The sequence below is a fragment of the Rhodococcus sp. MALMAid1271 genome (genome assembly GCF_049195265.1).
Lineage (GTDB): Bacteria > Actinomycetota > Actinomycetes > Mycobacteriales > Mycobacteriaceae > Rhodococcoides.
This window is the reverse complement of the sequence record NZ_JBMIRQ010000129.1, coordinates 40409-61509: the sequence shown is the minus strand read 5'-3', so window position 1 is coordinate 61509 and position 21101 is coordinate 40409. Positions and strand designations below refer to the sequence as shown.

The following is a 21101-nucleotide window of genomic DNA, read 5'->3' as shown; positions in this document are numbered from 1 at the left end:
CGCTGGGTCCTATCGAGTGGCCGAAGTGGGGACGGTGGCTGACAACGCGCTCACGACGTCGTCCGAGGGGGCGGTCCACCCGAAGATGCCGCCCTGAGCCGAGATCATCTCGAGGCCGACACGGTGGAATTCCGGGAAATACGAACCGACACAGTCCGTCACCACCAGGCACTCGTATCCGCGATCGTTGGCTTCCCGAACGGTGGTGTGCACACACACCTCGGTCGTCACACCGGTGACGAGCAGCGTGGTGATTCCTGCGCCCGCAAGAATGTCGGAGAGTTCGGTTGCGTAGAACGCCCCCTTTCCGGGTTTGTCGATGACCGTCTCGCCTTCGATCGGTTTCAACTCGTCGATGATGTCGTGACCGAACTCGCCGCGAACGAGGATGCGGCCGAACGCTCCCGGATCTCCTATTCGTTGCGATGGGGTCCCGCGTCGCAGCTTGGCCGGTGGACAGTCCGACAGGTCCGGAAGGTGGCCCTCTCGAGTATGGATCACGGGAATCCCAGCATCCCGTGCGACCGACACGAGTGCTGCGAGGGGTTCGATCACGCATCGAAGCAGGCCGACGTCGTTGCCGAGACTCTCACCGAACCCTCCGGGCAGCAAGAAGTCACGCTGCATGTCGATGACGAGTAGTGCGGTCGTTTCGGGATCGAAAGTGAATTCCGACGGCGATGCCGACGGAATCCTCGCCTCCCGAACTTGTGTTGAGGTCATGAGATCTCCTGTGCTGCAGTGGAAATATCGGGTATGGATTTGATCGCCCGGGAATATGCCCGCCAGCCACCGAACTCGCTGATGTCGTCGACGGTGTGACGGTCCGCCCCGGTCTGCACAGTCGCGTCGCAGACGTAGCCGAGAACGTCGGACCCGTCGGCCAGCTGCACTCGTCCCAGAGCGAGCACCGCCGGCAGTCTGCCCGCGAGTACAGCAAGAGAGGCGACGGGCAGACGCCACCTCTCCACGTCTATTGCGCTGCCGCCGAAAGGAACTCGCAGCAGGCCGGGCGTCGGATCGGAGGTTCCGATCCGAAGCAGGGTGTACGTCGGTGCGGTGGTCGTCGCCTCCACCAGAGATCCGCCCAGATCGAGCAGCTGAGGATTGGCCCGCTCACCCGACAGGTGGTGCCCGGCAACGACGATGTCGAGGGTCTCGACTGCCGATTCTGCGGCCGCACTCGGTGTCGAGACGACTCGTCGCTCTCCGAGCAATTCGGCCGCAACCGCGAGAACGGTGTCGTCGGCCAGCGCAGGCCCGATCACCATGAGGCTGACCGGTCGACCGTCCTCGGTCAGCCCGACGGGAACGGCCACCGCCGTCAGGTCGAGCAGGTTTCCGAAGTGGGTGTAGTGACCGAGCGCTGTATTGCATGCGATGGGATCCGCCAATACCTCCGTGACGGTGAAGGTGGTTCCGATGGTCGGCACGACCATCACATCCATCGTGGTCCACAATTGCTCCACCCGTGCACGGAGCTGCTGAAGCGTCTGCAATGCCCGAAAAGCATCGACGGCCGTATAGGCCCGTCCGCCCAGGAAGATGTCGCGGACGACGGGCACGATCGAGTCCGGGTGCTCGGTGAGGAAATCATCGAACTCGACCAGGCGCTCGGCCACCCACGGTCCCTGATACAGCAGCGATCCGGCGTCGAGGAAGGGAGTGAGATCGACTGCTGTGGTTCGGAATCCGTGCTCGGGTAGCGAACTGCGCGCGGCCGAGTGCGCGTCGGCCATGGCCGTGTCACCGAAGAACTCCAGCTGTCCTGGGTCCGGCAGTCCGACGGTGATGTCGTGGCCGTCGTATCGGCTACCTCGCGGACGTGACCAACCATCAGCCGGATCCTCACCACATACGACGTCGAAGACGAGATCCAGATCCTCGACGGTGGACGCCATCAGGGTGATGCAATCGAGCGACTTGCATGCGGGTACGAGTCCGGTGGTACTGATCAGGCCACGCGAGGGCTTCCAGCCCACGATTCCGTTGAGCGCAGCAGGCACTCGACCGGACCCGGCGGTGTCGGTGGCGACGCAGAACGGCACCTGCCCCAGAGCGACCGCCAGTGCCGATCCGGAACTCGAGCCGCCCGAGATCATGTCGTTGCCGTAGACACTGCGCGGGATGGTGTGCGGCGTGCGGGTGCCGTTCAGGCCGGTGGCGAACTGATCGAGGCTCGTCTTGCCGACGAATATCGCTCCCGCGTCGAGCAGTGCTTGAACTGCCGGCGCCGTCGAATCGGGTGTGTAGGCATAGTCGGGGCAGGCCAGCGTGGTCGGGTACCCGGCTACATCGATGCTGTCTTTCACGCCGAATGGAATTCCGTACAGGGGCAGAGAACGCGCATCGGGTCGAGCATCTATCGCTGCTGCCGCAGCGAGCAGATCCGTACGAGATACGACGGTGATCCACGTTCCGTCGTCACCGCGTGTGGCGACGGCTGCCGAGAACTCGTCGACGACGTCGACGAGAGTGACCTCGCCGCGGCGGTACGCGTCGAGCATCGCGGCGATGGTCGGCCTAGGCCCCGGAACCTGATCTGAATTCATACCGTCGATTGTCGACAGTTTTCTGTTACCGCAGGTTGATGCCGTGTTTCGAGTCTGTTAGGAAATGCTCTCGAGGTGCAGGTACGTCAGTTCACCGTGTTGCCGCAGTGCGGCGAGCGCAACCGAGACGTCGTTCGATTCGATCGCATCCAGCAAGCATTCATGGCGCCGGATCCCGTCGACCGGATTCGCGACCCTCGCTTCCTCCCTGAGGTTGCGCGCCATCGGAAGCTGCAACTTCAGCAGGATGGGCGCATACGCCACATCCAACTGTCGACTGCCGGCCAACGCCACGATGGCTTCATGGAATCGGCGATGCGCGTCGTCCTTCTCCAGGGTGTCCCCTCGAGCATCGGCCTCACGCATCTCGTCGAGTGCTGCCCGCACCGACCCGAATGCTCTCTCGGGCGGCGATTCGAGTGGGAGCGCACGCGTGATCGCGTGCTGTTCGAGCACTTGGCGCAGCTCGAACAGTTCGAGAATATCCTCTGCGGACCAGACCGTCACCCGAAATCCCCGCCGCGGGAGATGTTCTACGAGGCCCTGCTGAGCAAGCAGCCGCAGCGCCTCGCGCACCGGCGCTCTGCTGATGCCGAGGCGTGCGCAGAGCGTTTCCTCCACCACCCGAGAGCCGGGCTCGAGTGCCCCACTGAGCACCTCGGAACGCACCTGTCGGGTCGCCATTTCGACAAGGCTCGGCGGTAGGGGTCCCTGTCCTACCGGTGCGGTCATGTCGCCAGTGTACGAACCCGCGGGCCTGATGGCGTGTATCCACCCGTATCGCCGAGTCGAGTGTGCAGCGTCGGTCGCCCCTCAGCGGTACGCTGACGAGCATATGTGGATTGGATGGATCGAATTCGACTTTCTCCTCGGCGACGTGCACTCTCTCAAAGAGAAGCGTTCGGTGATCCGGCCGGTGATTTCGGAAATGCACCGAAAGTTCGCTGTCTCGGTCGCAGAGACCGATCATCGCGAACTTCACCGCCGAGCAGGCGTGGGCGCATCGGTCGTAGCGGGAGACCTCGAACACGTCGTCGATGTTCTCGACCGACTCGAACGCGTCGCGGCCTCGCGGCCCGAACTTCAACTGGTGTCGGTCCGGCGGCGCACCATTCGAAGCGACGACGTCTGACCTGATGTCACCGTGTTGTGCGTCAGTGGCGAACGTCGAATACCTGCTTCTGAATTCCGTTGCCGTACACCTGATGTTCGATCAGTTCGAGATGTGTGGTGTCCTTGTCGGCTGAACTGAACAGCCGCTTTCCCGCGCCGAGCAGGAGCGGAAAGACGAGTAGGTGGTATCGATCGACGAGGCCCGCATCGGCCAGTGATCGGCCGAGGGTGGCACTGCCGTGTACCGAAATGGGCCCGCCATCGGAGTCCCTGAGCTCGGCGACATCATCGATAGAACGCAGAACGGTTGCAGGCCAGCGCGAGTCGTCCTGCTCGAGCGTCGTCGACACCACGTACCGTGGCATCGCGTTGTACCCGGCGAAATCGTCCATGGTGGGCCAGATCGGCGCGAAGGCCTCGTACGAGGTGCGCCCAAGCAGCAGCGCCGTCGCCTCATCCTGTTCGCGGCCCTTGATCTCGTAGGCCGCCGGATCGAACTCGATGCCGGTGAACGTCCACCCGGAGTTACGGTAGCCCGCTTCGCCTCCTGGGGCTTCCATCACGCCGTCGAGAGAGACGAAGGCGGTCACGATCAGAGTGCGCATGGGAGGTCCTCACGGGTTCTCGGGATGGCTCTCGGAATCGTAGATCATGCACCCGGCGTTCCGCAGATACTATCGACACGATGATCGGCATCGACGCGAGCGGAAAGTCCAGGCCTGCATGGGACGACGACCCTGTCGTGTCCGGCTGGACCGGTCTGCCTTCGATGGACGGCCATTGCACCGCCGAGGTCTGCGTCGTCGGCCTCGGGGGTTCCGGTCTCGCCGCTGTCGCTGAACTCCAGGATCGTGGCCTCGACGTCGTGGGAATCGACGCCGGTCGGGTGGCCGCCGGTGCCGCAGGTCGAAACGGTGGCTTTCTGCTCGGCGGTCCTGCAACGTTCTTGCACACCGCGCTCGCGGAATGGGGGCCGTGCGCTCTCGATCTGTATCGGGCTACCCTCGCCGAGATCGATTCGCTCGAAGCACGTCTCGGCTCCGAGGTGGTGCGCCGCACCGGGTCAATTCGGCTCGCGGGGATTCCGGGTGCTCCCGCCGATGCAGCCGATGAACAGGATTGCCAGGCATTGGCGCACTGCTTGGGCGAGCACGACATTGCGGTGGAAACCTACGCAGGCGCGCTCGGCGACGGGATATTCCTACCCGACGACGCAGTGGTGAATCCTGCGCGTCGAGCGCTGGCGATGGCATCGATGTTGGCCGGTCGCGCTCGGCTGTTCGAGCACACCCCGGCGGTTGCACTCGAGCCGGGCGTGGTGACGACGCCCCGCGGGGTTGTTCGGTGCGGTCTGATTCTGGTCGCCGTGGACGGTCGACTCGAACGGATACTGCCTCAACTCGACGGCCGAGTTCGGACGGCACGTTTGCAGATGCTCGCTACCGCGCCTGTCTCGGCGGATCGGCTGCCGTGCCCTGTCTACGGCCGATGGGGGTACGACTATGCGCAGCAGGACGCGTCCGGTCGACTGTTCGTCGGCGGTGGCCGCGATCGGTTCGCCGAAGACGAATGGACGCAGTCGGGCGAACCGACTGCTCAGGTACAGAACTATCTCGATTCGGTCGCCGCATCATTTGCTGGGCAGTCGGTTTCGGTGAACGCGCGGTGGGCGGCGTCGGTCGGGTTCACCACGGACGGACGCCCCCTGTGCACCCATGTCGACGACGGGATGATCGCATTCGGCGGCTACAACGGAACCGGCAATCTGGTGGGGCCGGTCACCGCACGTGCTGCCGTGGCATTGGGCATCGATGGGATCGAAGTGCCGCAGTACCTCGGTAGCTGACACATGGCAGGGTGGGGTCATGACCGCAGAGCCCGAGTCGACCGAGGACGGTCGCTACGTCGTCATCAAGGGGCGGCGCTGGCGCGCAACGGATCCCAAGATTCCAGAGCAGCGCGATGCAGAGCTGCGATCGATCCTCATGGACTGGCGCAGGGAGGTGAAACGCACATCGAGTGCTCCTGAGGCTCGCGCCGGTGTACAGGCCACCAAAGTTGCATTGGGCGAGCGCGGAACACCGTGGTGGGAACAGTCCGACGACGAACGCCGGAGGCGCTGGGAAACAGAGCTCCCGCGACCGGGCGGCGAACGCAAGAGCTGACCACACCAATGGTTGCCATAGTGGAAACTATCCAATACAGTTTCCACTATGGAAAACATCGGCAAGCCCACCCCGTCCGAAGCACGATTCGCTCTCGATGACATCGACCGAGTCCAGCGCGCAGTACGCGATACCCCGTGGCCGGTATGGCTCTATCCGGTCAACGCACTCCTCATCGGGGCGATGGCACTCGCACCTCTGCTGTCCGACCCCGCCCGCTTCGTGGCACTGGTTGCCCTGGCAGCGGCAATCGTGGGGGTCAACACGATCACCGGATACCGCATGGGCACCCCGTGGGCATTGCCCACCAACAGGACATTCCAGTTCTCTGTGATCCTGTGCGCGGTCTTCGTCGTGGCGTCGGTGGCGTTCACTCCCCCGACCTGGCCAACGGTGCTACTCGCGATCGCTGCATCCATCACATATTCGATCGGCGCGTTCGCTCACTACCGCAGCACGAGCCGATGACCGACGATCTCGATCCGATCATTCACCCTGCGCACCGACTCCGGATCTGCGCACTCCTCGCGGCCGGCACCACCGTCGAACTCGCAATCGTCAAAGAACACTGTGGGCTCAGCGCGTCGGCTCTGAGCAAACAGGTCAGTGCTCTGGTCGATGCGGGATACGTCGACCAGCAGCGATCTCGCACGGACTCGCGTCGGATATGGCTGTCGCTGACCCACGAGGGCAAGACCGCCTATCGCCGTCATGTGCACGCTTTGCGCGCACTTCTCGCGGACTCCGAGGCCTCGATCTGACTCGGTCGGTGAGTTCACAACGTGACCGTTGTCTATTCTTTCGACGGATGCCGATCCGGCGAGCATCGTTCAGCGAATAGAGGAGCCACCATGCCTGTTCTCAATCCCTATCTGTCGTTCCGCGACAACGCCCGCGAGGCGATGGAGTTCTACCGGTCGGTGTTCGGTGGCGAACTCACCTTCACCACGCTCGGCGAGGCCAACGCCAGCGAGGATCCCGCCGACCAGAACAAGATCATGCACGGTCAGCTGACCACACCCAGCGGATTCACGCTGATGGGTTCGGACACCCCGTCGTCGATGGAGCACACCACCGGAAACAACATGAGCGTCTCGCTCAGCGGCGTCGAAGCGGATGAACTGACCGGCTACTGGAACGGCTTGACCGTCGATGCACAGTTCACGATGGGCCTGGACAAAGCCCCGTGGGGCGATACGTTCGGCATGTTGACCGACAAGTTCGGTGTGCAGTGGATGGTGAACATCATCGGTTCGCCCGACGGTAACTGAGCCACGCCGCCGGATCGGTCAGCGGGCGAGGGTCTTCGGCGGAACGACCTGTCGCAGACCCTCGGGGCCCCAGCCTCTGTCCAGCGCGAAGATCAGTAGCGCGCAGCCGAATCCGGACAGTACGAAAGCAGATCCGAACATCGCCGTGTAGCCCAGAAGGTCACCCACCACACCTGCTGCCAACCCGGCCACACCCTGTGCGAGGACGATCGCGCACGCCATCAGTGTGTAATCGCTCCCCGCGAACCGCTTCTCGGATGCATCCATCATCAGTGCGAACACCGCGACAGTGGCTGCCCCACCGAGCACGTGCTCGGTGATGTTGGCCGTGACCAACAGCGGAAATCCGCCGACGCCGAAGGACGCGACGACATACAACGCGAGGCTCAGGGTTTGGCTCACTCCTCCGATCAGTAGTGCGTGGCGTCGCCCGTACCGAAACGACAACCATGCCCCCAATGCTGCGCCGGCAAGCGCGGCAACCGAGGACACACCGCCCTCGACCAACGCGATCTGGCGAAGCGACAGTCCACTGTCGGACAGAAACGGGCCGACGAGCGCCGAACCCATCGAGTTTCCGAATTTGAAGCCGATGATGAGCAGGATGAACGCCACCATGCCGGGCCTGCGTAGCCGGGACCACCACGCGCCGGCAAGCCGTGCCGGAGTCTCCGACTCGACATGTCGACCGAAATCGCCATCTGCTGCGTTCAACTGCGTGCGCATCCACCACACCGGGATCGTTGTCAGCACGATGAGCAATGCCATTGCGACGAACAGCACCCGCCACCCGGAAAAAGTGAACAGCCACAGCAGCAGCCCTCCGCCGCACACCATTCCGATTCGATAAGCACCGACTTGGAGACCGTTTCCGAGTCCCCGCTGCGCCGCGGTGAGCGTACGTACGGCGATACCGTCCGTCGCAATATCCTGCGTAGCCGAGATCGCGTTCATGACGAAAATACCGACGAACAGCCAGCGCAAGGTCGACGACAGATCGAGGAACGACAATGCCAGTGCCACCAGGGCAGCCGCGCACTGCAGTGACAGCAGCCACCGTCGCCTGGATCCGTAGCGATCGACGTACGGTGCCCACAGAAACTTCAGTGCCCACGGAGCGAACAGCACACCGGTGGCACTGATCTCGACGAGCGAAAATCCCGACTCACGTAGCACCACCGGCAGTGCCTGGGTGAAGAATCCGAAGGGCAGTCCCTGAGCAAAGTAGAGCGCACCGAGCAAGGTCAGGGTGCCGGCCGTGAACGACGCCGGACGCACCGCGTTGGTCATGACGGTCATCGTGTCAGAGCATCGTGGACTACGCGCACTGCGTCACCGGCTGGCGCAGGATGGTCCGCAATTTCGCCGGTTCGACTCGGCGCGGATCACCGAGGTAGATCTCGTGATGTCTGCCGGTCATCGTCAGCCCCGCCTTCGAAATGGCTTCGTCGTGCATGACGGCAAGCACACCCGCCTCGTCGTCGTAGGAACCGATATGCAACGTTTGCACGCACAGCCCCTCGTCGAGGATCTCGAACCGGATCCTGCTCACCGCGGCGACATCGCGCTTGACGCGCGTCGTCGCGATCGCCTCCTCGAACATCTGTCTATCGATCCAGTCCGGCACCATGATCATGGCGGTCCATCTCCAGCGTGCCTTGTTTCGCGCCGTGGTGAACGAGGCCATGTCCTCGGCCCACCACAGCGCCTCGAGCGGCATGACGACGTAGTCCCGCTCGAGCTGCTTCTTGCTGGCGAACTTCAGTGCATAGGCCACTGGATAGAGGGCGGCGAGTGCCTGCGCATACTCCGGCGCTGTGTTCGGATCACCGCTCCCGTCGATCATCAGGTAGCTCAGCGGCGGCACAACGACGGTGCGAAAGACGTTGTGCCGCGCCGAGTATGCGTCGAGAGTCTTCTTGAAATCGATCTTCGACGACGCCATGACTACCTTCGGACGATCCGCTTCACTCCGGAGCGTCGAGGGCATACACGCTCAGCCATCGACATCTACCTTGTCGGGCTCACCCCGTCGCATCGCCATGTATTCGGACAGTTCACGCTTGACCACAGGCAACAGCAGATACAGGCCGGTGATGTTGATGAATGCCAGCAGGAACAGGGTGGCGTCGGCGAAGTCCAACACCGAGCCGAGCGAGAGCACAGTTCCGATCACGGTGAACACGCAGAACATGACGTTGAAGAAGGTGCGCGAGAGTCGGCTGCGACCGAACAGTGACGTCCATGCCTGCAGTCCGTAGTACGCCCAGGTGATCGCTGTCGACAGAGCGAACAACGCCACCGCGATCGTCAGCACGTACGGGAACCACGGCAGCACGGTCTCGAAGGCGTCCGAGGTCAGCGTCACTCCGCCCGCCGGTAGTTCGCCGGTCTCGGCGACGATCGCGCGCTGGTCCTGCCAGGTGACGGTGTTTGCGATGACGATAGTCAAAGCCGTTGCGGTACAGATGACGACTGTATCGATGAACGGCTCGAGCATGGCCACGAAGCCCTCGGTGACCGGGTGTCGGGTCTTGACCGCCGAGTGAGCGATGGAGGCCGATCCCAAGCCCGCTTCGTTGGAGAATGCGGCTCGCTGGAAACCGATGATCATGACCCCGAGCACACCTCCTGCAACGCCCTCGGGCGAGAATGCGCCCTCGAATATCGCGCTGAATGCGCTAGGGACCGAACGAAAGTTGACGCCGATGACGACAGCACAGGCGACGATGTAGACCAGCGCCATGGACGGAACGAGCTTGGCAGTCACCGACGAGATCGACTTCATGCCGCCGATGATCACCAGACCGATGATCGTGGCGATGAACAGTCCGAAGGCTGCCTTTGCCCCGTCGGAACCAAGGAACCCGTCCGCGCCGCCGGTAACGGAGCGAACCTGGGCGTAGGTCTGGTTGGCCTGGAACATGTTTCCGCCGCTGACGGCGAAAAAGGTGATGATGATGGCGTAGAAGACGGCCATGACCTTGCCCAGCTGTGCAAGCCCTCGCTCCGCGAGCCCCTTGGTGAGGTACTTCATCGGACCGCCGGAGACGGTGCCGTCCTCGTTGATGTCTCGGTACTTCACACCGAGGGTGCACTCGACGAATTTCGACGCCATACCCAGTAAGCCGGCGAGAATCATCCAGAGGGTGGCACCCGGTCCGCCGAGCGTTACCGCGACCGCGACGCCGGCAATGTTGCCGAGTCCGACGGTTCCCGACACCGCGGCCGTGAGTGCCCTGAAGTGACTCACCTCCCCCGGAGCATCGGCCTCGTCTTCCTTGCCACTGACCAAAATCAGGGATCTCTTGACTCCGCGAAACTGGATGAACTTGAACGTGAGCGTGAAGACGATGGCACCGAGGATCAACCACAGCACGATCAGCGGCACAGCGGCACCGCCGATGTCGACGGTGAAGAAGACGACGTTCGACACTGCGGCAGAAATCGGATCGAACGCGTTGTTGATCGCTGTTTCGATCGATTTGAGTGTGCCTCCGTCCGCGGCCAGAAGATCTGTTGCGAGAGGATGAGAGCTCATGACTTCGAGTGAACAGCAGATGGACGACGGGCGATGCAATTTACTGCATTTCGAGCGAGAATTTACGTGATCTTGACTGGCAGGCGTCGACTCATATCACGGATCGATCGGGTATTCGCCGGAGCAACACGGTGGCCGCGTCGAGTACCACGTGGCGGTCGTAGGTGAGTCGGTAATCGTACTTCGGTCTGCCGTCGTCGCCCACACCACGTTCGACCGCTATCAGCGCCGCGCTCGACATCGGAGCCACGACCACGACACAGCGTTCTATCGCCAAAGGTTCGTCTGCGCCCACGAGCACTGCTCTGAAGCTGTGCTCCATCGGCGCTGGATGCGTGTCGAACACAGCAGTGAGAGCGGTGCAGGCCGCCAATTCGTCGTAGATCGCCGCGCGGGCGGGGGTGAGTCCGGTCGACGTGTCGAGCGTCGCCAACACGACGGTGGAGCTGCCGGTGCCGCAAGCACCGCGAAGCAGGCTGTTCTCGATGGCGTCGAGCAAGGTCGAATCGGCGTGTCGAGTAGCACCGAGGGGCTGGGTCACGCCATAGGGCGTGACCGCTAACGGTGCACGCACGGTCACTGTCGCATTCAGCTCGAGCGAGCGAACCGGCTGGGACGCCACACCGAAGTCCGGCAATGATCCCGGTTGCCCGTACAGGTACCCCTGCCCCAGGACTGCCCCCATGTCTCGGGCGTAACCCTCGTGTCGATCGGTTTCGATTCCCTCGGCCAGTACCAGGGCACCGGTGCATTCGGCCTCGGCGGTGACGGCAGCAACGATGGCTGCAGTTTCGTCGGTCGAGCGTCCTTGCACGATTGTCATGTCGAGCTTGATCACGTCGGGTCGCAACAGCGGGATCAGCGCCAGGCTGGTCGAATCCGCACCTACATCGTCGATGGCGACTCGCCAACCCAGGTTTCGAGCGTGCTCGGCCGCCCTCAGCAGCCCGGCCGGATCGCCCATCAGGTCGCGCTCGGTGATCTCGACGACGATCGACAGTGCCGAGGCTTCGGCGAACATCGGCAAGCAATCCGGTGGAGGCGGCACATCCAGCGCGGTGGGTTCGGCGTTGACGAACAGCGCCAACCGGTCGGGATAGCGAGCTTCGACGGCACCTTGGAGGGCAGTTGCTCTGCACCGCCAGTCGAACTCGGCCGTGATCGACTGCTCTCGCGCTGCGCGCAGTAGGTCCGTCGGCGTCGTCGGTGGACCCTCGCCGCAGGTCCGGACGAGTGCCTCGTACCCCACTACGGATCGGTCGTCCAGGGCGACGATCGGCTGGTACGCGGACGTGATCGGAACAGACATCGGCGAGATCGGCACACCCGTCGAATGGGGACGCATGGTGGGGGCCTTCCTCGACGCTGTTCGCTCTGTCCCCACCCAACCGATCATCATGCCCGATGGCACCGTGGATGCGTCGCCCGACTGCTCGTCGTGGGCCGATTCTGTGGATATATGGTGCTCGAAGTAGTCGACGAACGGCGGTTGATCATGGCGGGAGCAGATCCGCGTGCCCATGGCACCGACGATCACCTTTTCGCGGGTCGCTATCGACTCGGTGCCGTTCTGGGACGCGGCGCGATGGCGGACGTCCGAGCGGCCGATGATCGAGTGCTCGGCAGGTCCGTGGCAGTGAAAATCTTCCGCCACGGCGAGCCGGAGGACATGGCGGGACGCATCGACGCCGAAATTCGGACACTTGCGTCGCTGTCTCATCCCGGCCTGGTGACATTGCACGATGCAGGAGCGGCACCGGATACCACCGGGGTGCCGGTGCCGTACCTGGTCATGGAACTGATCGACGGTGCGACGCTCGAGTCCTATCGCGCAGGCCGATCGATGCCAGGTGCCGATGTCGCACGGATCGGTGTCGAGATCGCAGAAGCACTCGCCTACATTCACGACCGAGGGGTGGTGCACCGGGACATCAAACCGGCCAACATACTCGTTGCGCAGCCACCGGACGTCCGCGTCGGGCAGTGCGCGAAGCTCGCCGATTTCGGTATCGCCCGCATCGTCGACGCCGAACGACTCACCGCACACGGAACCACGGTCGGTACCGCGCACTACCTCAGCCCCGAGCAGGCCACGGGAACGTCTGCGGGACCGCCGACCGACATCTATACCTTGGGCCTGGTCCTCATCGAGTGCCTCACCGGCACAATGGCATTCGCGGGCAGCGCCGTCGCGTCGGCCGTTGCGCGCCTGCACCGTGATCCTGAAGTTCCCGAGACTCTCGGGCCACACTGGCACTCGCTGCTGACGGCAATGACTGCGCGGCAGCCGGAGGATCGCCCGGACGCTGCTGCAGTTGCGCACCGACTGCGTCGGCTCGCGCGAGGTTCCGATTCCCTTCCGGCGACTACCGCACTGCCCGTTCCACCCGTTGACGGAGTTGCCGCCGAGCATGTTCGGCACCCCACAGCGGATGCGTCGTCGCCCCGGCGATGGATCGCGCCTGCCGCGGCCGTCCTCTTCATCGCGCTGGGAGCCGGGATCGTCTGGTTGGCCACTGGTTCGCAAGACCGCTCCGTCGAAGTGCCGGCGTCGCCCGATGCCTCGACGGTGTCGGAGTCGACGGCGGCCGTGACCACAACTCCCGCGCCGGTACCGCAGCCGGTGATTCCGGCGTTCTCGAACCCGTCCGAGACCGCGCCGGTGCCAGGGTCCGATCCGGTGCCCACCGAGTCGGTCGCGCCTGCCCCTCGACAAGGGAACGGAAACAACGGCAACGGCAACGGCAACGGGCGTGGCAATGGAAACTCGGACCCCGTGAATCCCCGAAACAGCAACCCCGGCAACGGAAACTCCGGTAACGGAAACTCGAGCAACGGCAACTCCGGTAACGGAAACTCGGGTCGAGGAAATTGAGTACCGTCCAAGCGATCGGAGGGCAGATGACGCGATTCGACACCATCGTGGTGGGAGCGGGAATATCCGGTTCGACCGCTGCCCGACTTCTGCACAGGGCGGGTCAACGCGTCGTTGTTCTCGAAGCTCGTGACCGCGTGGGTGGTCGTGTGTGGACGGTACGGACCGACGGCACCATCCTGGACGTCGGTGCGTCGTGGATTCACGGTATCGACAACAACCCCCTCGCCGATGCCGTGCGGGCTTTCGGAATTCGGACAGCCGAGTTCACCGTGGGCAGCTACCAACCCGACGGCCGACCCATTGCGTACTACTCCCCCGCGGGTATCAAGTTGAGCGACGCCGATGCAGCGCAGTTCGCCGCCGACATCCATCACTTCGATGCAGGCCTTGCCGCGACAGTCGCCGAGGTACCACCAGGAACGTCGTTCGAAGAGGCAGTGGAAGTGACTCTTCGACAACTGGATTGGGGCCGCGATCGACTCGACCGGGTGCGCGAGTTCGTCGGTCACCGAGCCGAGGAACAGCTGGGAGTAGGGCCCGGACATCTCGACGCACACGGCTTGGACGACGATTCCATCGATGGAGACGAAGTCGTATTTCCCGACGGGTACGACGAAGTCGCTCTGCAGCTGACCGATGGCCTGGATGTTCGACTCGAGCATGTGGTGACGCACGTTCAGTGGGGCGAAGGCGGAGTTCGGGTGCACTGCGGGTCGCAGTCGTTCTCGGCCGACCGTGCTGTGGTCACTGTCCCGATCGGGGTTCTGAAGTCGGGGAACTTCACCATCGAACCTCCGCTGCCCGAGCCGGTGTCGGGTGCACTGGGCCGCCTCGAGATGAATGCATTCGAGAAGGTGTTTCTTCGATTTCCGATCGCGTTCTGGGACGAGAACGTCTATGCCGTACGGCAGCAGGGTGAGGCGGGGCGTTGGTGGCACTCGTGGTACGACGTGACCCTGCCGGGCGGGCGGCCCACATTGCTGACGTTTGCCGCCGGCCCCTCCGCTCGACACACCCGGCACTGGTCGGACGGGCGCATCGAGGATTCGGTCGTCCGGGCGCTGCGCGGCATCTACGGCGACCGCGTCGTTCGGCCGGAGAGCGTGTACGTCACTCGATGGCAGGACGATCCGTTCTCGTACGGTTCGTACTCGTACATGACGGTGGGCTCACGAACGGGCGATCACGACGATCTCGCCACGCCGATCGGTGGTGTACTCCACCTCGCGGGTGAGGCCACCTGGACGGATGATCCAGCGACGGTCACCGGTGCGATGAAGTCGGGACACCGTGTTGCACAACGCATTCTGGAGCGCTCGGTGCCGTATCGGCTCATCTGGGATTCGCTGGCGCGTTGAGAGGGTCGCCGACGTCGAACTCGGCAGACCATGTTCGGTGCAAACCTCGAGCAATCTGCGAGTAACGTGCTGTCGACGCACCCGCACACCGAGCACTTCAGGATGGCACCGTGGACACCGTCAATTCAGTAATCGACTTCTTGGCAGATCGTCTCTACAGCGTTTTCCTCATCTATTTGCTGATCGGCGTCGGACTGTATTTCACCGTCCGCACCAAGTTCGTTCAGGTCCGGCTACTCCCCTCGATGTTCAAGGCGATCGGTGGGTCGCGATCGGATGCCGAAGGCGGCATCTCGGCATTCCAAGCGTTCTGTGTCGGACTGGCGTCCCGAGTGGGTACGGGAAACATCGCCGGCGTCGCCATCGCGATCACTCTCGGTGGACCGGGTGCCATCTTCTGGATGTGGTTGGTCGCTGTGGTCGGCATGGCGACTGCCTTCATCGAGGCCACGCTGGCACAGATGTACAAGGTCAGAAATCCGGACGGCAGCTTTCGCGGCGGCCCCGCCTATTACATTCAACTCGGCCTCGGCTCACGGCGCTGGGGAATCGTCTTCGCCTGCCTGCTGATCTTCGCTTTCGGCTTCGCCTTCAACATGGTTCAGGCAAATACGATCACCGAGTCCTTCTCGTCCACGATGAACATCGACGCAGGCTGGATCGCCGTGTTCCTGGTGGTGCTGTCGGCTCCGATTCTCTTCGGTGGCGTCCGGCGGATTGCTCGGGTGGCCGAATATCTCCTGCCCGTCATGGCCGTGATCTACGTGCTGCTTGCACTGGTGATCGTGGCGATGAACATCGGTGAAATCCCAACGGTGTTCGGTCAGGTCGTCTCCAGCGCCTTCGGCTTGAACGAGGCGATCGGCGGCACGACGGGCGGAATCTTGGCTGCCATGCTCAACGGCGTCAAGCGCGGCCTGTTCTCCAACGAAGCCGGAATGGGAAGCGCACCGAACGCAGCGGCGACGGCGACGGTATCGCATCCGGTCAAGCAGGGACTGATTCAGTCGCTCGGAGTCTTCTTCGACACCATCGTCATCTGCAGCGCGACTGCGTTCATCATCCTGGTCTCGGGTGTGTACGACGTCGAGAATCCAAGCGGGGTCGCGGGTGCGGTGCTGACCCAGGATTCGATCTCTGCCCAGCTCGGAACATGGACGACGATTCCGTTGACCCTGCTGATCTTCACGTTTGCGTTCTCGTCGATCCTCGGCAATTACTCGTACGCCGAGATCAATCTCAACTTCCTCGGAGTCGAGGGCAAGTTACTCAATGTGCTGCGCACCATCGTTCTTGCGGCTATCGGCTTCGGTTCACTGTCTGCGTTGACGACGGTATGGGCATTGGCAGACGTCGCTATGGCGGCAATGGCCACGGTCAACCTGGTAGCGATTGCGCTGCTGGGCAAGTGGGCATTCGGTGCATTGGCGGACTTCGAGGCAATGCGGCGGGAGGGCCGAGACGACAAGTTCGTCGGCCGCGGGAACAGCCACCTACCCGGCGACCTGCCGGGAGATGTCTGGGACCCAGTTCTCGACGAGAAATTCAGCTGAGTCGAATCCCCACCCGAGTACTCGGTTCGCCCGAACGCGAGGGTGGGGATCCGTCCTCGTGCGAATCCGTACCCCCTTCGAGGTCGCCGTGCCCAACAGCCCGATAATGAGACAGATAGGACATTTCGGGCTATAGGCTGGCAGGACGCCGAGAACGAGGAGGTACGTGTGACGCAACTGGGTGGCGAAGACAAGACTGGTCGCCGATCGGAGGATCAGGATTTCGCCGAAGTTGATCAGCGATCAGCTGGTGAACGCGAAGCCGAAGTGGCACCCGGTCGTCGAAAGCGTCAGTGGATCGGACTCGCGGTCGGCCTGATTCTCGCAGCGCTCGTCTACGCACTGCTCCCGGATGACGTGGGACATTCGGCTCGCCTGACCGCAGGCACGGCAGTGCTGATGGGGATCTGGTGGATGACCGAGGCAGTCCCGATTCCCGCGACAGCGCTGTTGCCTCTGATCGTCTTTCCGGTCTTCGATTCGAGCGTCACTGTCAACGGCGTTGGGGCCTCGTACGGCAACAGCATCATCTTCTTGTTCATGGGCGGATTCCTGCTGGCCTTGGCCATGCAGCGCTGGAACCTGCATCGACGCATCGCATTGCTCACGGTCAACGCCATGGGCACGAAACCGACGATGGTCATCGCAGGTTTCATGATCGCGACAGGCTTCCTGTCGATGTGGGTATCCAACACCGCAACCGCAGTGATGATGATTCCGATCGGCGTCTCGGTGCTGGTGTTGGTACTCGATATCGGCAAGAAATCCGGTGCCGTGCCTTCTTCCGAGGGAACGGATTCAGGCCGCGAGGGTGCCGCACCCGACGACAAGACCATCATGGACGCGGTCATAGCGAGCAATTTCGGTACGGCTCTGATGTTGGGTATCGCCTACGCCGCCTCGATCGGTTCGCTCGGCACCATCATCGGCACGCCGCCCAACACCTTGCTCGTCGGTTACCTCGAAGGGCAAGGAATAACGATCGGATTCCTACAGTGGATGATGGCGGGGGTTCCTCTTGCCGTCGTTCTCCTGTTGGTCGCCTGGTTCCTACTCACACACGTGATGTTCAAGCCTGAAATCGACGACATCCCTGGCGGAAAGCAATTGATCCGGGGAGAACTGGACTCCCTGGGAAAGATGTCGCAGGGCGAGATCAGAGTGGGATCGATCTTCGTGGCGGCCGCCGCGTCGTGGGTCGGGGTGCCGCTGCTCTTCGACAGCCCGCCCATCTCCGACACCGGCATCGCCATGACGGCGGCCGTACTCCTGTTCCTGCTCCCCAGCGGCAGCAAAAAGGGTGTTCGCCTCATCGACTGGGACACTGCGGTCAAGCTGCCGTGGGGCGTGCTGCTGCTGTTCGGCGGCGGCCTCGCGCTGTCCGCCCAGTTCCAGGCAAGCGGCCTGACCGACTGGATCGGCAGTGTCGCGGGAGGTCTCGATACGATCCCGGTGATCTTGCTTGTCTTCGTTGTGGCCGCGGCGATCGTCTACCTGACCGAGATCACCAGCAATACCGCGACCGCGGCGACCTTCCTCCCCGTCGCAGGCGGCGTCGCAATGGGGATGGACATCGACATTCTCATCTTGGCGGTTCCAGTGGCGTTGGCCGCGACCTGCGCCTTCATGTTGCCCGTGGCCACGCCGCCGAACGCGGTGTCCTACGCCAGTGGCTACATCACGATCGGACAGATGATGCGGGGTGGCTTCTGGCTCAATCTGATTGCCATCGTGATGATCACGATTGCCGCGTACACGGTATTCGCGTGGTCTCTGGACATTCAGTTCTGATTGCCCGTCGCCCCAAGGCCGAGGAATCTGCCGGGAAGGAAGAAGTTCGACCGATTCCACACGTGAACCGTGCGCGGGGATTACCATAGCGATTTCATCCAGGCGGATGACCCGTTCCAGGTACGCGCCGCCATCCCCTGGTCGGTGCTGGAGCGGCGTCTGTGCCGTCTCGGCGGTTCAGGGGGTGGGCAATGGTATCGGACGTCATCGACTGCAACGTGGTGTTCGCACACGATGTCGAGCAGGTCTGTGCAGTACTGAGCGCAGTCGAGCTGTTCCCGCGCTTTTTCACCGGACTCGAATACTGCGTGCTTCATGAGTCGGCATCGAGGTACTTGTGTGCGGTCGGCGGCCGAGAGCACGAGCTCGCGCTGGTGGTCAACCGACGAAACCAGCCGATCATCACCGTCGAACACACCGAGTCGGGCGGCTTCGTCAGATTCACCCTGACGGCTCTGTCCCCGACCGAGACGAAGATCGACATCACCGTGTTCAGAGCGGGTCTCGGTGGGGCCTACTCACCTCAGCCCGCCGGCAACCGCGCGGTCATCGACTGGGTCCTGGCCGGTCTCGGCAGATTGCAAGATTCCCTGTCGGGGACTCCCACATCGCTCGTGTCCAACAGCGGAGACTCGCGATCGATACAGCTTGCGATCCTCAAGACGATGATCACCAGTGGCGTCGTGCGCGCCGCGCGGCCGGACCGCGCATTCCGGCAGTTGAACTCCCTCGCGAAATGGGGCTTCACGCTGGGAGGCGGCTTCGCGGCCGCCACCGCGAAGTCTCCGGACGAGATTGCTGTGATCGACGACCGGGGAACCCGAACATTCGCCGAGATCCACCACCGGTCACATCGCATCGCGGCAGGTCTCGATGCATCCGGAATCCACCCGGGAAGCACGGTTGGAATTCTGGCGCGCAACCACTCCGCGATGATCGAGTGCACTGTCGCCTGCGGCATGCTCGGGGTGGAGGTGGTGCTGCTCAACACCGGCCTGGCCTCGCGGCAGATCGAGACGATCGCCGCTCGTCATCAGCTCCGAATGGTGTTCGTCGACGACGAATTCGACTCGATGGTGCGTTACTTGGGCGAGGATGTCACCCGCGTCAGCCTCTCGTCCCACACCGCGATTCCGCGTCGACGCACCCTCGAGCATTTCGTCGCGCCGCCGTCTGCCACATTCGTGCGCCCTGATCGCCCAGGGGCGGTAGTGGTGTTGACATCAGGGACCAGCGGGTCACCGAAGGGTGCGCTCCGGCCGACCCCGAGAGGCTTCGGGACCATCGCCGCTATGTTGTCTCGGATGCCGTTGCGGACGGGCGAGCGCATGCTCATCGCGGCACCTATGTTCCACAGCTGGGGACTGGCGGCACTCCAGATCAGCACATCCCTTCGAGCCACGGTGGTGCTCCAGGAACGGTTCGATGCCGAAGACTGCCTGCGTGCAATCGAGGAGAATCGATGCACCTCGCTGATCGCCGTCCCGATCATGCTGCAACGCATCCTCGACCTGCCCGAGGCAGTGCGCTCCCGCTACGACACCTCCAGCTTGCGTGTCGTTGCTTGCAGTGGTTCGGCGCTGAGCGGATCCACCGTCAGCAACTTCATGGATGTGTTCGGCGATATTCTCTACAACTTCTACGGCTCCACCGAGGTTTCGTGGGCCACCATCGCTACACCGGACGACCTGCGTGCCTCCCCCGGCACTGCGGGACGGCCGCCGCTCGGCACGACCATCGCTGTGCTCGACGCCGAGGGCACAGCTGTTCCGATGGGAAGCGTCGGTCGGATCTTCGTCGGCAACGACATGCTGTTCGACGGCTATACCAACTCCGAGCCACCGCCGACCACCTCGGCGCGCGGTACCGCGTTGATGGACACCGGCGATCTCGGCTACCTCGACTGCAACGGCCGACTGTTCGTCAGTGGCAGGGACGACGAGATGATCATTTCCGGCGGCGAGAACGTATTTCCGGGCCCGGTCGAGGACGCGATTGCCAATCTGCCTCAGGTCGGCGAGGTCGCTGTCGTCGGTGTGCCCGATATCGAGTACGGCCAACGTCTGGCGGCTTTCGTCGTCGGGCGAGGTGCGGCCGGTCTCGATGCAGACATGGTGCGCGCGTATATCAAGAATCGCTTGAGCCGCTTCTGCGTACCCCGAGACATCACTTTCCTCGACGAGCTCCCTCGCACTGCGACCGGTAAGGTCATCAAGAGAATGTTGATCGAGCCACCCACCGCCGCGGGAACCTGACACGGGCATAGTCTTCACTCGACTCGACAGCCCGAGTGGCACTACCCGACCGGTGACGGTCGCGCGGGAACGCCGAGCGCATTCGAGATTTTTTAACCTGTTCTCTGAGGCGACCCTCGCGGAGCAACAGGCCCGCGACAATCTGTCATCTCGCGACGACGGGCCGACTTTTCTGCACCGACGTTTGACAGGGACGTGCCGATGTTCGACGGTAGGAGAACGAACGAACACGGGAGGGGCCCATGGACACAGTATTGGTGCTCGTCGTCATCGTCGCGGTTCCTGTCGTTTTCGTCGTGATCGCGCGTGTACTGCGCGCGCGGATGCGAAGCGGACGCTTCCACGGGATCGACAGTTCGGTCGGCGGCTCGGCGTTCATGGGCGCGACACGTGGGCCGGGCATCGCCCCGCCTGACCATCGCGATCTACCCACGGACCCGAGTCGGCACGAGCCGTCGTCGTTGGAGGACATCCCAGAGAGACGGAAGCGGTTGCCACACCCGGAGTGGTGATTCCGCCCGATAGCGACAAACGCGATCGCGCTTGCCCCACCACCCCTTTCATCGATCCGACCACAGCGGATGCGCGCTCGCAACCACTCCGAACCAGGGCCGGAGGACATGG

General features: G+C 63.2%; 20 protein-coding genes. 12 read left to right on the top strand and 8 right to left on the bottom strand.

All coding sequences use genetic code 11. From position 1 onward, the window contains the following. Positions 1 to 9: 9 nt before the first annotated feature. From ACOQFP_RS26155 to ACOQFP_RS26145, 3 genes are read right to left on the bottom strand one after another with little or no spacing between them, the layout of a single operon-like run. On the bottom strand, positions 10 to 723 hold the full coding sequence (locus tag ACOQFP_RS26155) for a cysteine hydrolase family protein (RefSeq protein ID WP_421585967.1): 714 nt from the start codon (positions 721 to 723) through the stop codon (positions 10 to 12). Then, the gene (atzF, locus tag ACOQFP_RS26150) at positions 720 to 2552 is read right to left on the bottom strand and encodes an allophanate hydrolase (protein ID WP_421585966.1); all 1833 of its coding nucleotides are present in this window, start codon (positions 2550 to 2552) and stop codon (positions 720 to 722) included. The genes ACOQFP_RS26155 and atzF overlap by 4 nt, the downstream gene beginning before the upstream one ends. Positions 2553 to 2609: 57 nt before the next feature. Then, the gene (locus ACOQFP_RS26145; RefSeq protein WP_206487766.1) at positions 2610 to 3284 is read right to left on the bottom strand and encodes a GntR family transcriptional regulator; all 675 of its coding nucleotides are present in this window, start codon (positions 3282 to 3284) and stop codon (positions 2610 to 2612) included. A 103-nt stretch (positions 3285 to 3387) separates the two neighbouring features. Between ACOQFP_RS26145 and ACOQFP_RS26140 the strand changes: the two genes are divergently transcribed. Further along, positions 3388 to 3684: a DUF503 domain-containing protein gene (locus ACOQFP_RS26140; protein WP_206487768.1), complete on the top strand. Its 297-nt coding sequence runs from the start codon at positions 3388 to 3390 to the stop codon at positions 3682 to 3684. A 22-nt stretch (positions 3685 to 3706) separates the two neighbouring features. Here the strand turns inward: ACOQFP_RS26140 and ACOQFP_RS26135 are convergent, their stop codons facing one another. Next, positions 3707 to 4270, bottom strand: a complete 564-nt coding sequence (locus ACOQFP_RS26135; RefSeq protein ID WP_206487770.1) for a dihydrofolate reductase family protein — start codon at positions 4268 to 4270, stop codon at positions 3707 to 3709. 80 nt (positions 4271 to 4350) lie between these two features. On the opposite strand from ACOQFP_RS26135, the gene ACOQFP_RS26130 reads away from it, so the two are divergent. From ACOQFP_RS26130 to ACOQFP_RS26110, 5 genes are all read left to right on the top strand, one after another. Further along, positions 4351 to 5511: an NAD(P)/FAD-dependent oxidoreductase gene (locus tag ACOQFP_RS26130; protein WP_421585965.1), complete on the top strand. Its 1161-nt coding sequence runs from the start codon at positions 4351 to 4353 to the stop codon at positions 5509 to 5511. Positions 5512 to 5530: 19 nt separating this feature from the next. Continuing rightward, positions 5531 to 5830: a hypothetical protein gene (locus ACOQFP_RS26125; RefSeq protein ID WP_421585964.1), complete on the top strand. Its 300-nt coding sequence runs from the start codon at positions 5531 to 5533 to the stop codon at positions 5828 to 5830. Positions 5831 to 5878: 48 nt separating this feature from the next. Further along, positions 5879 to 6298: a hypothetical protein gene (locus tag ACOQFP_RS26120; protein WP_421585963.1), complete on the top strand. Its 420-nt coding sequence runs from the start codon at positions 5879 to 5881 to the stop codon at positions 6296 to 6298. Further along, on the top strand, positions 6295 to 6591 hold the full coding sequence (locus tag ACOQFP_RS26115) for a transcriptional regulator (RefSeq protein ID WP_206487778.1): 297 nt from the start codon (positions 6295 to 6297) through the stop codon (positions 6589 to 6591). The genes ACOQFP_RS26120 and ACOQFP_RS26115 overlap by 4 nt, the downstream gene beginning before the upstream one ends. Positions 6592 to 6681: 90 nt before the next feature. Further along, a complete protein-coding gene (locus ACOQFP_RS26110; protein WP_206487780.1) occupies positions 6682 to 7101 on the top strand; it encodes a VOC family protein in 420 nt (139 codons plus the stop codon). Positions 7102 to 7119: 18 nt separating this feature from the next. Here the strand turns inward: ACOQFP_RS26110 and ACOQFP_RS26105 are convergent, their stop codons facing one another. The 4 genes from ACOQFP_RS26105 to ACOQFP_RS26090 form a co-directional block, all read right to left on the bottom strand. Next, positions 7120 to 8391, bottom strand: a complete 1272-nt coding sequence (locus ACOQFP_RS26105; RefSeq protein ID WP_421586016.1) for an MFS transporter — start codon at positions 8389 to 8391, stop codon at positions 7120 to 7122. A gap of 28 nt (positions 8392 to 8419) precedes the next feature. Next, positions 8420 to 9046 carry a GyrI-like domain-containing protein gene (locus tag ACOQFP_RS26100; RefSeq protein ID WP_206487784.1) on the bottom strand — a complete coding sequence of 209 codons (627 nt, stop codon included), beginning with the start codon at positions 9044 to 9046 and terminating at the stop codon, positions 8420 to 8422. A gap of 51 nt (positions 9047 to 9097) precedes the next feature. Further along, positions 9098 to 10642 carry an alanine/glycine:cation symporter family protein gene (locus ACOQFP_RS26095; RefSeq protein WP_241256301.1) on the bottom strand — a complete coding sequence of 515 codons (1545 nt, stop codon included), beginning with the start codon at positions 10640 to 10642 and terminating at the stop codon, positions 9098 to 9100. Positions 10643 to 10733: 91 nt separating this feature from the next. Further along, positions 10734 to 11987, bottom strand: coding sequence for an EAL domain-containing protein (locus ACOQFP_RS26090; protein WP_421585962.1), 1254 nt, complete (start codon positions 11985 to 11987; stop codon positions 10734 to 10736). Positions 11988 to 12101: 114 nt separating this feature from the next. Here ACOQFP_RS26090 and ACOQFP_RS26085 point away from each other — a divergent pair, with 114 nt between their 5' ends. The 6 genes from ACOQFP_RS26085 to ACOQFP_RS26060 all read left to right on the top strand — a co-directional run bounded on the left by ACOQFP_RS26085 (position 12102) and on the right by ACOQFP_RS26060 (position 20989). Next, positions 12102 to 13517: a protein kinase domain-containing protein gene (locus tag ACOQFP_RS26085; RefSeq protein ID WP_421585961.1), complete on the top strand. Its 1416-nt coding sequence runs from the start codon at positions 12102 to 12104 to the stop codon at positions 13515 to 13517. 26 nt (positions 13518 to 13543) lie between these two features. Next, complete coding sequence (locus ACOQFP_RS26080; protein ID WP_206487788.1) at positions 13544 to 14878, top strand: flavin monoamine oxidase family protein; 1335 nt, start codon at positions 13544 to 13546, stop codon at positions 14876 to 14878. A gap of 110 nt (positions 14879 to 14988) precedes the next feature. Beyond that, positions 14989 to 16431 (top strand): alanine/glycine:cation symporter family protein, encoded by a 1443-nt coding sequence (locus ACOQFP_RS26075; protein ID WP_341243673.1) that lies wholly within the window; start codon positions 14989 to 14991, stop codon positions 16429 to 16431. 168 nt (positions 16432 to 16599) lie between these two features. Continuing rightward, positions 16600 to 18222 (top strand): SLC13 family permease, encoded by a 1623-nt coding sequence (locus ACOQFP_RS26070; RefSeq protein WP_206487792.1) that lies wholly within the window; start codon positions 16600 to 16602, stop codon positions 18220 to 18222. Positions 18223 to 18413: 191 nt separating this feature from the next. Then, on the top strand, positions 18414 to 20477 hold the full coding sequence (locus tag ACOQFP_RS26065; protein ID WP_206487794.1) for an AMP-binding protein: 2064 nt from the start codon (positions 18414 to 18416) through the stop codon (positions 20475 to 20477). A 242-nt stretch (positions 20478 to 20719) separates the two neighbouring features. Next, on the top strand, positions 20720 to 20989 hold the full coding sequence (locus tag ACOQFP_RS26060) for a hypothetical protein (RefSeq protein WP_421585960.1): 270 nt from the start codon (positions 20720 to 20722) through the stop codon (positions 20987 to 20989). Positions 20990 to 21101 lie beyond the last annotated feature (112 nt).